This window comes from Rodentibacter rarus (assembly GCF_001998965.1).
Classification (GTDB): domain Bacteria; phylum Pseudomonadota; class Gammaproteobacteria; order Enterobacterales; family Pasteurellaceae; genus Rodentibacter; species Rodentibacter rarus.
The window spans coordinates 1-9,410 of sequence record NZ_MLHJ01000061.1 but is presented as its reverse complement, the minus strand read 5'-3'; the positions used below and the strand labels follow the sequence as shown (position 1 = coordinate 9,410).

Annotated in this window: 15 protein-coding genes and 1 pseudogene; 8 read left to right on the top strand and 8 right to left on the bottom strand. The window is 39.9% G+C overall.

Features of this window, described 5'->3' with window-relative positions; translation table 11 throughout:
- Positions 1-211: 211 nt before the first annotated feature.
- The 5 genes and pseudogenes from BKK50_RS06980 to BKK50_RS12870 form a co-directional block, all read left to right on the top strand.
- Positions 212-421, top strand: a pseudogene (locus BKK50_RS06980) (transposase); the annotation flags it as partial.
- Between the two features lie 52 nt (positions 422-473).
- Entirely contained in the window at positions 474-689 is a 216-nt protein-coding gene (locus BKK50_RS12455; protein WP_158074657.1) for a hypothetical protein, read from the top strand.
- 99 nt (positions 690-788) lie between these two features.
- The gene (locus BKK50_RS13060; protein WP_279625574.1) at positions 789-911 is read left to right on the top strand and encodes a hypothetical protein; all 123 of its coding nucleotides are present in this window, start codon (positions 789-791) and stop codon (positions 909-911) included.
- Positions 912-937: 26 nt separating this feature from the next.
- Positions 938-1,639 carry a hypothetical protein gene (locus BKK50_RS12875; protein WP_244149430.1) on the top strand — a complete coding sequence of 234 codons (702 nt, stop codon included), beginning with the start codon at positions 938-940 and terminating at the stop codon, positions 1,637-1,639.
- A complete protein-coding gene (locus tag BKK50_RS12870; protein WP_244149429.1) occupies positions 1,629-1,769 on the top strand; it encodes a hypothetical protein in 141 nt (46 codons plus the stop codon). Before BKK50_RS12875 ends, BKK50_RS12870 begins: the two co-directional genes overlap by 11 nt.
- A 977-nt stretch (positions 1,770-2,746) precedes the next feature.
- Here the strand turns inward: BKK50_RS12870 and rapZ are convergent.
- The 6 genes from rapZ to yjgA form a co-directional block, all read right to left on the bottom strand.
- A complete protein-coding gene (gene rapZ, locus BKK50_RS06970; protein ID WP_077416652.1) occupies positions 2,747-3,601 on the bottom strand; it encodes an RNase adapter RapZ in 855 nt (284 codons plus the stop codon).
- 15 nt (positions 3,602-3,616) lie between these two features.
- The gene (gene ptsN, locus BKK50_RS06965; protein ID WP_077416650.1) at positions 3,617-4,120 is read right to left on the bottom strand and encodes a PTS IIA-like nitrogen regulatory protein PtsN; all 504 of its coding nucleotides are present in this window, start codon (positions 4,118-4,120) and stop codon (positions 3,617-3,619) included.
- A 2-nt stretch (positions 4,121-4,122) separates the two neighbouring features.
- Positions 4,123-4,848: an LPS export ABC transporter ATP-binding protein gene (gene lptB, locus BKK50_RS06960; protein WP_077416648.1), complete on the bottom strand. Its 726-nt coding sequence runs from the start codon at positions 4,846-4,848 to the stop codon at positions 4,123-4,125.
- A 3-nt stretch (positions 4,849-4,851) separates the two neighbouring features.
- On the bottom strand, positions 4,852-5,367 hold the full coding sequence (gene lptA, locus BKK50_RS06955) for a lipopolysaccharide transport periplasmic protein LptA (RefSeq protein WP_077416646.1): 516 nt from the start codon (positions 5,365-5,367) through the stop codon (positions 4,852-4,854).
- Positions 5,348-5,953: an LPS export ABC transporter periplasmic protein LptC gene (gene lptC / locus BKK50_RS06950; RefSeq protein WP_077416644.1), complete on the bottom strand. Its 606-nt coding sequence runs from the start codon at positions 5,951-5,953 to the stop codon at positions 5,348-5,350. Before lptC ends, lptA begins: the two co-directional genes overlap by 20 nt.
- A 92-nt stretch (positions 5,954-6,045) precedes the next feature.
- Positions 6,046-6,582, bottom strand: coding sequence for a ribosome biogenesis factor YjgA (gene yjgA, locus BKK50_RS06945; RefSeq protein ID WP_077416642.1), 537 nt, complete (start codon positions 6,580-6,582; stop codon positions 6,046-6,048).
- Positions 6,583-6,670: 88 nt separating this feature from the next.
- On the opposite strand from yjgA, the gene pmbA reads away from it, so the two are divergent.
- Positions 6,671-8,026 carry a metalloprotease PmbA gene (gene pmbA / locus BKK50_RS06940; protein ID WP_077416640.1) on the top strand — a complete coding sequence of 452 codons (1,356 nt, stop codon included), beginning with the start codon at positions 6,671-6,673 and terminating at the stop codon, positions 8,024-8,026.
- A 53-nt stretch (positions 8,027-8,079) separates the two neighbouring features.
- On the opposite strand, the gene BKK50_RS06935 is transcribed toward pmbA, so the two are convergent.
- Positions 8,080-8,427: an ArsC family reductase gene (locus BKK50_RS06935; RefSeq protein ID WP_077416638.1), complete on the bottom strand. Its 348-nt coding sequence runs from the start codon at positions 8,425-8,427 to the stop codon at positions 8,080-8,082.
- Between the two features lie 7 nt (positions 8,428-8,434).
- Positions 8,435-8,833 (bottom strand): helix-turn-helix domain-containing protein, encoded by a 399-nt coding sequence (locus BKK50_RS06930; protein WP_077416636.1) that lies wholly within the window; start codon positions 8,831-8,833, stop codon positions 8,435-8,437.
- Positions 8,834-9,012: 179 nt separating this feature from the next.
- Here BKK50_RS06930 and BKK50_RS12600 point away from each other — a divergent pair, with 179 nt between their 5' ends.
- Complete coding sequence (locus tag BKK50_RS12600; RefSeq protein ID WP_167366637.1) at positions 9,013-9,168, top strand: hypothetical protein; 156 nt, start codon at positions 9,013-9,015, stop codon at positions 9,166-9,168.
- Positions 9,169-9,381 (top strand): excalibur calcium-binding domain-containing protein, encoded by a 213-nt coding sequence (locus tag BKK50_RS13055; protein WP_077416634.1) that lies wholly within the window; start codon positions 9,169-9,171, stop codon positions 9,379-9,381.
- The last annotated feature ends 29 nt before the right edge of the window (positions 9,382-9,410 follow it).

The window sequence follows — 9,410 nt, the reverse complement described above, 5'->3', positions numbered from 1 at the left end:
ATTTTATGAAGTTTAGCCACCTCTCGAATGCCAAAATTCTACTCGGTGACAAGTTTGATAATTTTTAAATGAAATTGATAAGAATAGGATATCATCTGCACCTCAAATTAGGTGTCCAGGTTTTGGATTGCAGATCAAAGTGCGGTTGAAAATTTGATCTTCACCCCAAAAGTTGGACTAATCGTCCAACTCCCTAAGGTGCAGATTTTTTATGAATAAATATAACCCACTTTTCAAACAGCAAGTGGTCGAATTTTATCTCCAACACAATAAAAATAGGTCGCTGACACACAAACAATTTCATCTCAATCACCAAACATTACGTCGTTGGATTGCCCAATTTAATTACAGTAGAATCAATGGGTTAGCTGTATTAGCTCGAAAACAAACCCACTCCCCTGAATTTAAATTAACCGTCATATAAACCGTTAAAAATGGACTGTTTTCTGTAGAAACGGCTTGTCTCCATTTCAGTGTGGCTATTGGAATATCAAATTGACGGAATATCATCCGATAGTAGTTACAATGAAAGTAATAATAATGTAATAGATTACATCACTGCTAAAAATGGTTTTGACGAAGAGCTCTATGATTACTTTATTCAACACGGATTACAAATCACGCATTCCGGTGACGTGATTAGCATCACCTATGCGAAATTTACGAAATCCATCCTCCACCCTGGCTAATTTAACAATATATTGCCGTGAATTTCCCGGCAAGGGGAAAAATGTGGTTGATTTTCATTATCCGAGAATGGCATCACCTCCGATTCTTTTACGGTTTATGTGACATTCACCGATAACGAGGGCGATACCACAAGTAAACTTTATCAAAGTGATGGGGTAAAAAAATACCTCAATCAACAATATGAAAAAGCAATAAAAATGGCAGAAGAATTAGGAGAATAGTAAATGACAAAGATGTTAAAAAAATATTGCAACGAACACTTCGTCGCTGCTTGGTCAAAATCGAGCAAAACACTATTGAACTGAAAGAACGTAAAGGCATCTTGTTTAAATTCGCCTTTATTATCATTGCCATCGCTTCACTCTATATTGATTTTATTGAACCTACTTATAGACGTAACACTTGGGAGAGTTTACAGCTTACTTTCCAGCCTGAGAGCAGATTTCAAAGAAGTTGGGAATTTTACCAAGATCCTCACAATATTGGATTTACCGAGACTGGTGAAAGTAAAGAACAATTTATGGCGGAAATGTGGGAAGAGCATAAAGGAATGGTTTGGAAAGGCTATTACTACGTTGGCAAATACCTTCTCCTTTTTTTCATTCTGCTGAGCCCCGCTAAAAAACGGGTGCGTTTCGATCGAAAACGCGGCATTGTTTATACCTATGTCGTCAAAAAATTTTATATAACCGAACTCAATAAACTGATGCGCCCGTTTCCCGAGTATATTTCCGCTGTTAATGTCACGCTATTTATTTGGGTACATCCTTATCGCAACAAAGGCACCGGCACGCCTTGTTTTAAAGGTCCGCAAATTGCCGTTGTCGCTCGCTCCGCTTGTCTACCGATGTTAGGGATTACATTGTTACCTTTTTTAAAAGAGGAGCTCGTCAAATTTAATAGGGTTCCCTATTTGAAAAATAGTGTTAGTGGATTTTATGAACCCTGAAACACCGCAAGAACGTATTGATGAAATCCTGAACACGATTAGCGGAAGAAAAGGCATTTTCGAATGGCTATTTAATTTGATGTTCAACTGGATTGACGGTGGGCTATATTGCAAGAAATTACCTAAATAAGCCTTTTTAGAGGAAAAATTGCCCATTACTTCAAAGAAGGATCCCCTAAAATCGAGGGGCTCCCTTCTTTCCGAACGGCAATAGATTGGGATTCCTTAAAAGAACAAATTAAAGGTAGCGTGATAATCAGTGTTGAAGAAAACCGACAAGAGGGCTATCAGGCGCCTTGCCCCAACCTCTTTGAATACCCAAAAAACTTTTCTTTACATATCAGCCGATTCCTTGGATACCGGGGAAACATTCAAGACGAAACCAATACTCCCTTAGATGTGCTAGAAAAACAGCGCGGTAAGAAAAAACAGAAAAAGAGAAAATAAAAGTGCGGTTGAAAATTTGATCTGCCTCTATCCAAAGTATCATCAACCTTCTGAAAGAAATTTATGAAAGCATATAAACGGAATTATCAGGTTGTACCGTTCTTGCACAAATTAGGTCAAGGAGATAAGCTCATCTGATTAAACTCAACGCTCCAATCAAGAAAACAAAATCCTACATTGCAGAAGGACTTATGCACAACCTATCCAGCGAGTGAGGTCCTTTCAGTTTATTGACACCGATGGGAAATTGAATTGGGTTATTGAGAAGTCAAGCAATACTTATTGGAGTAAGCCTATACACTAAGAAGTGAAAAGCAGAGAGGAGCGAGCAAGAGATTTAGGGAATTTTACCGACTGTATAATCTCATCAGAAAAACGATGACAGAAACGGCAAAGTGTAAACCGCCCTGAATAAACTCAGTTTTGCCAGATGTAGTGCTTCTGTTATAACTTACTTCAGTGGCATATCACTACTAAGCCAGGAAAATTTACCTAAGTCATATCAACCGCTTTTAGATTAGTTAGGACATTATGGACTCTAGGATAAGAAAAAGCGAAGTTATTCAAGAATGGTGAGAGAAAAAACACTTAAATATCATATAAAAAAGCCAGTCAGCAGGGCGAGCTGGTTGGTATTATCGTTTTTATCACCTCATTTTTCTATTTTTTATGTTTTTCCAAGGATTTATGCTGAATTTTGACATTTTTTCCTTTTGCTTGGAAATACTCACCAAGCTGTTGGGCGATATAAACAGAACGATGCTTCCCCCCTGTGCAACCAATGGCAATGGTTAAATAGCTCCGATTATTTTGTTCCAACATAGGAAGCCAAGTTTCAATGTAATTGCGTGTGCGATAGATAAAATGATTCACATCATCATGGCTATTTAAAAAACGGGCAACCGGTTCATCTAATCCTGTCATCGGTCGAAGCTGAGGGTCCCAATGAGGATTGGGCAAAAAACGCACATCAAAAACATAATCCGCATCAAGGGGAATCCCATATTTAAAGCCAAAAGATTCCACCACAATTTTCAGTTCTTTTTCCGTATTTCCTTTTAAGAATTCGCGTAGTTTTTCCGCCAAGCTATGGGTAGAAATATGCGTGGTATCAATAATGAAATTGGCATGTTGAAGTAAGGGTTCAAGCTGTTGATATTCCTGATCAATTGCCGCTTCAAGAGAAAGATCTTTCACAGAAAGCGGATGCAGACGACGGGAGTCACTATAACGCCGAATGAGGGTGCTGCGATCGGATTCTAAAAAAATAATTTTTGTGGTATAGCGTTGTTGAATGGCTGTCAGAATTTGATCGAGGGAATGGCTTGATTCGGGTAAATTACGAATATCAAGACTAATGGCCACCGCACTGTGGTTTTTCGCCAAGATCTCCGTCAGTTGAGAGAGTAAATCCAAAGGAAGATTATCAACACAATAGTAGCCCATATCTTCTAATGCACGCAATGCAACGGATTTCCCCGCGCCTGAACGACCACTGATAATGATAATTTCCATAAAAACCTCGTAATACTATGCGTTATCCTCAGGCAAAGCCTCTGTGCTTTCCGGCATTTGATCCACAATCTCAAAAATTTGCCAAATTTCCTCCGCACTTTTTGCCGAACGTAATTGTTTGAGAAAATTTTTGTCAGCCAGTTTTTCCGTTAACGCAGAAAGCACCGGAATATAGGTTTGGCACTGTTTTTCCGGCACCAGCACCGCAAAGACCAAATCCACCGGCTTGCCATCTTGGGCATCATAATCAATAGGGGTTTCCAATTGCATAAAAACCGCTAAAGCTTTATTCGTTGCATCAGCCGGTAATTTTGCTTTTGGCATCGCCACGCCATTGCCTAATCCCGAATTACCCAACTTTTCACGATTAAACAGACACTCAAAACAGGCTTGCTCGCCTTTGTCGCAATGTAATTGCTCTACAACAAAGTGAGCAATGGATTCAAATAAACGCTTTTTACTTGAAAAGCAGACACCCTGACGGATATTTTCAGGGCGAAAAAGCTCGGTTAATTTCATCGCTATAACTTAAATTGTTCGCCTAAATAAACACGTTTTACATGTTCATCATTCATCACTTCTTGCGGTGTTCCTGTGGCAATAATTTTGCCTTCGCCAACGATATAAGCACGTTCACACACATCTAAGGTTTCACGCACATTGTGATCGGTAATCAACACCCCTAATCCACGGTTGCGTAAATCGGTAATGATCTTTTTAATATCCGTGACAGAAATCGGATCAACCCCGGCAAAAGGTTCATCGAGCAAAATAAACTTAGGATTGGCGGCAAGGGCTCGTGCAATTTCTACACGGCGGCGTTCCCCACCGGAAAGGGATTGTCCAAGGCTATCACGAATATGCCCGATATTAAATTCTTCAATTAATTCATCCGCTCTTTCTCGGCGTTGTTCCGGGCTAAGATCCTTGCGAACTTCCAACACCGCCATTAAATTATCATAAACACTTAAACGGCGAAAAATAGAAGCTTCCTGAGGGAGATAGCCAATTCCACGCTGTGCACGACTATGCATTGGCAACAAGCTAATGTCCTCGCCATCAATGATGATTTTACCCTGATCTTGTCGCACCAATCCCACTACCATATAGAAAGTCGTGGTTTTGCCCGCCCCGTTAGGACCAAGTAACCCCACAATTTCGTTAGAATTAACCGTAAGGCTTACCTCAGAAACGACTTTACGATTTTTATAACTTTTTGCGAGAAATTCGGCATGTAAAACAGACATCGGTTATTTTTTACCTTTTTGTTGTAACTGAGCAGGAATTAACACGGTTTTCACGCGTGATTTCCCCCCATTGGCTTTTAACTGTTGTTTTTTCACATCGTAAGTAATGCGTTCGCCATTAATTTTGCTATCAAGTTGTTTTAACTCTGCATTGCCTGTCAGCGTTAAAAATTCCGCTCCTAGATCATAATGGACTTTATTGGCTTTACCATCTACCGGTTTCCCATCATCTAACAACTGGTGAAAGGTAACCGGCGTACCAAAGGCTTCCACCGTTTCTTTTTTACCTGAATTTTCCGGCGGACGGGTAATCACTACTTTGTTCGCTTTAATCAGAATTGAACCCTGTGTAATTACCACATTATCGGTAAATGTCACCACACTGTTTTCCATATCTAAAGATTGATTATCGGAAACGATATTAATGGGTTGATTGGTATCATCTTTCAACGCCGAAGCCGAAAAAGAGGTGAACACCAATGTCGTGAGAAGAAAAAGCTTATGGTTTATTAATTTCATAGTATGTTTTTACCTGTTCTTTTAATGTGGCCGTTTGCTGACGCAAATTTCCCACCATTTTTAATCCTGTGGAATAAAAATTTTGTCCGTTAATTTTCACCGAACTTTCAGAGGTGATATCTTGTGTTTTTAAATCGACCTGGGCGGATTGAGTTTCAACCCGCTGAAGACGGGAAGTTGGCTCCAAACTTTCAGCGATAACATCGCCTTCCAAATATAATATTTCCTCTTTTGTCAGAACGGCTTTTTTCGCACTTAACTTCCAACTCTGTGCTTCAAACACCTTTGCCTTGTCATTTTTTGGTGAGGAATTAGGCTCTGCCACATCAAAAAGATAAACCAATGGCGCAATAAAATTGGTTTTACCATCCTGATTAAAATACTCAACGTGATCCGACAAAGCGAAATACTGCTTTTTGCCTTCCGGTGAAAAAACCGTGGTTTGCATTTTTTCACCCACATAATCAGGGCTATCCGGGGATTTCACCAAACTTTGTAAATCGCCGTTATCTTGATTTAACGAATAATACCAGCCCAATAAACAAAGTGCTGCCGCACCCAAAATAATATTCCAACGAATATTCATAAAAATGTTTTGTCCTGTGTCAATTTGAGGGCGAATAATACCACAATTTTAGCCGGGTTCTAGCCCTAAAAGCGATTAAAAAACAAACTATTTTAATCTAACAAAATGAGATCTTTTAACAATTGGTAAATCTCACGATACGCTTTTGAGGGCTTATTTTGCGCACGCTCTTTTTGGGCCGCCCGAATTAAATTGCGCAACTGCTGACGATCCACTGAGGGATATTCATTAAATAATTCGGTCAATGCCACATCGCCTTTTTCAACCAATTCATCACGCAATATTTCTAATTTATGAAGCATGGCTTGTTGTTGAAGATGTTTATTTTCAATTTTATCCAAGGCATCACGGATAGGGCTAACATCGATGCCCCGAAGCAATTTACCGATATATTGTAACTGGCGGCGGCGGGCTTCTTTTTGTAAACCTTGTGCAAGCTCAATAGCGTCTAACAAAGCCTCATCAAGTGGCACTTTTGACAAATTATTTTTCGTCAAATTCACCAGCTTTTCACCCAGTTGCTTTAACTCTTGTGCATCACGTTTAATTTCACTTTTACTGACCCAAATGATCTCTTCTTGTTCTTCATCTTCCCAGTCAAAGACTTCTTTTTTATTACGCTTTGCCATGTTATCCCTTCTCTAAAATTTGGGCGCATTTTAGCATAAACTTTGAAAATAAGATAAAATGCGAAAAATTTTTAACGGAAAAAAGACAATGAAAACAACAGAAAATCAGACCGCACTTTTAAAGACACAAGAGCAGGAATTACGCCAAGCCGTCAGCTTTGCCTTGGAAATGGCACAAAAAGCCGGCGCCAGTGCAGAAGTGGGGGTCACCAAAGTGAGTGGTTTATCCGTTTCAACCCGTTTACAAGAAATTGAAAATGTCGAATTTACCAATGATGGCGCGTTGGGTATTTCCGTTTATTTAGGGCAACAAAAAGGCAATGCCTCCACTTCTGATTTAAGTGAAAGTGCCATTAAAAATGCCGTCGATGCCGCCTTGGCGATTGCCAAATATACCTCACCGGATGACTGTGCCGGTTTGGCGGAAAAAGAATTAATGGCATTTCATGCACCGGATTTGGAACTTTATCACCCCGCAGAGATTGATGTTGAAAAAGCCATGGAACTTGCCTTTCAAACCGAAAAAGCGGCATTGGAGGCGGATAAACGTATTATCAATAGCAATGGTGCCAGTTTTAATTCTCATTGCGGTGTCCGTGTTTATGGCAATACCCACGGAATGTTACAAAGTTATTTATCCAGCCGTTATTCCTTATCTTGCTCCGTTATAGGCGGTGTGGAAGATGCCTTGGAAAATGATTACGAATACACGGTTTCACGGGAATTTGACAAGCTCCACTCACCTATTTGGGTGGGCGAAAATGCGGCTCAAAAAGTCGTGAAACGCTTAAATCCACAAAAATTAACCACCCGAGAAGTACCGGTGGTTTTCTTAAACGATGTCGCAACCGGTATTATTTCCCATTTTGCAGCCGCCATTAGTGGTGGCAGTTTATACCGTAAGTCGAGTTTCTTACTCGATCATTTAGGCAAAGCGGTACTCCCCTCCTGGTTTAACCTTAGCGAACGTCCTCATCTTCTCCGCCGTTTAGCCTCAACCCCTTTTGATAGCGAGGGGGTTCGCACGCAAAATTTAGAAATCGTACAAAACGGCGTATTACAAACTTATTTGCTCACCCATTACAGCGGCAAAAAAATGGGCATGAAAAGTACCGGTCATGCTGGGGGGATTCATAACTGGCTGGTTCAACCGAATTTAACCGGCGGATTAACCGCCCTGTTACGGGAAATGGGAACAGGTTTGTTAGTCACCGATGTGATGGGACAAGGGGTGAACATTGTCACCGGTGATTATTCTCGTGGCGCATCAGGCTTTTGGGTAGAAAACGGAGAAATTCAATATCCCGTGGCAGAAATCACCATAGCAGGGCAACTTCCCGATATGCTGAAAAATATGGTGGCGGTCGCTGATGATATCGAAACCCGTTCTAACATTCAAACCGGCTCGATTTTATTGGAAAAAATGAAAGTTTCAGGGAATTAACTCATCAATAAGCCCACAATGTTAAACCAACGTGGGCTTATTAATTTAATAAATTATTGACCAAATGCCGCTTGATATTCTTTTTCATTAAACCCAATCAATGCTTTTCCTTCCTGCATAATAATCGGGCGTTTGATTAACGTTGGGTTCTGTGCAAGCACAGAAAGTGCGGTCGTTTTTGACAACGTTTTTTTCACCTCATCGGCTAAATTCCGCCAAGTGGTACTGCGTTTATTCACCAGATTTTCCCAGCCGAATTGAGCTTCCGCCTGCTCTAAAAAATCGCTATCCAAACCCTCCACACGGTAATCATGCAATTTATGCTCAATATGGTGATCCGCCAGCCATTTCAATGCCTTCTTCACCGTGTCGCAGTTTTTAATACCGTAAACAATAATCATAAATCACCTATTTTCCTATACTTTGCTTTAGTAGATTCATTAACTCTTTTAAATTTTCTAATTCATGATCTTTTTGGGCTAATAGTTCATCTTTATACTTAAGTTCTAATTCTAGCTTTTCAATCGTAAATTGTGCCTCTTGACTACCATAATAATTGTTACGGAAGTGATTTTGGTTATTTTCTCCCCCAATCAATATCACACCATTATCACTAGGTGATAGAAGATCAATTAAGTCAATTTGAAAAACAGAAGCAATTTGCTTAAGTTTATGCAGGCTAAGATTAGTTTCACCACGTTCAATTTTTGCATAGCCAGTCACAGACATATTCATTCTTTCTGCCATTTCTTCTTGCGACCAATGATTCAATTCTCGAAACAATCGCACTTTTTCATTTATCCCCATTTACCTCTCCTCGTGTTGTCAAGTAACAAACAGTATAGAATATTGTAACTATTACAATCTTTATCATGAAAAACATCCGTTTACAATGCGCAAGGATGCTCGAACCTTGCGATTTTAACCTAAAGTCATCAAAGTGTCGTGCATAATTCGTAGTAAGTTTAATTCACATTGGAGTATATATGAAAAAGAGCATTATGATTTTATTGGCAACATTCACATTAAGTACATTTTCATCTTTTGCAAATGCTGGAAGATGCGATCATAGTTGGCAATACGCAAAAGATGGTTCAGCCTGCGATGATCGTGCCGCAGATCGTCGACCTGGAGGCAGATAAATGAACAAATTCTTACTGGGTGTAATACTTTTGACTCTCTCTTATGATTCTTTAGCCGCTAGAGTTAGATGCTCTGACTTTTCAACTCAAGCTGAAGCCCAACGATATATGGAACAAAATGGAGCTTATAATTTAGATGGAGATCGTGATGGAGAAGCCTGCGAGTGCTTACCTGGTGGTAGTAAATACAGATCGTCTGTTTGTCGCCAATAATAGGCAGAAAAATGTGTGGATTCCAACCT

Coding starts and splice junctions, on each gene's coding strand:
- BKK50_RS12870 (WP_244149429.1), top strand. CDS start 1,629: ATGAACCCTGAAACACCGCAAGAACGTATTGATGAAATCCTGAACACG.
- rapZ (WP_077416652.1), bottom strand. CDS start 3,601: ATGGAAATTATCATTATCAGTGGTCGTTCAGGCGCGGGGAAATCCGTT.
- ptsN (WP_077416650.1), bottom strand. CDS start 4,120: ATGAAATTAACCGAGCTTTTTCGCCCTGAAAATATCCGTCAGGGTGTC.
- lptB (WP_077416648.1), bottom strand. CDS start 4,848: ATGTCTGTTTTACATGCCGAATTTCTCGCAAAAAGTTATAAAAATCGT.
- lptA (WP_077416646.1), bottom strand. CDS start 5,367: ATGAAATTAATAAACCATAAGCTTTTTCTTCTCACGACATTGGTGTTC.
- lptC (WP_077416644.1), bottom strand. CDS start 5,953: ATGAATATTCGTTGGAATATTATTTTGGGTGCGGCAGCACTTTGTTTA.
- yjgA (WP_077416642.1), bottom strand. CDS start 6,582: ATGGCAAAGCGTAATAAAAAAGAAGTCTTTGACTGGGAAGATGAAGAA.
- pmbA (WP_077416640.1), top strand. CDS start 6,671: ATGAAAACAACAGAAAATCAGACCGCACTTTTAAAGACACAAGAGCAG.
- BKK50_RS06935 (WP_077416638.1), bottom strand. CDS start 8,427: ATGATTATTGTTTACGGTATTAAAAACTGCGACACGGTGAAGAAGGCA.
- BKK50_RS06930 (WP_077416636.1), bottom strand. CDS start 8,833: ATGGGGATAAATGAAAAAGTGCGATTGTTTCGAGAATTGAATCATTGG.
- BKK50_RS12600 (WP_167366637.1), top strand. CDS start 9,013: ATGAAAAAGAGCATTATGATTTTATTGGCAACATTCACATTAAGTACA.
- BKK50_RS13055 (WP_077416634.1), top strand. CDS start 9,169: ATGAACAAATTCTTACTGGGTGTAATACTTTTGACTCTCTCTTATGAT.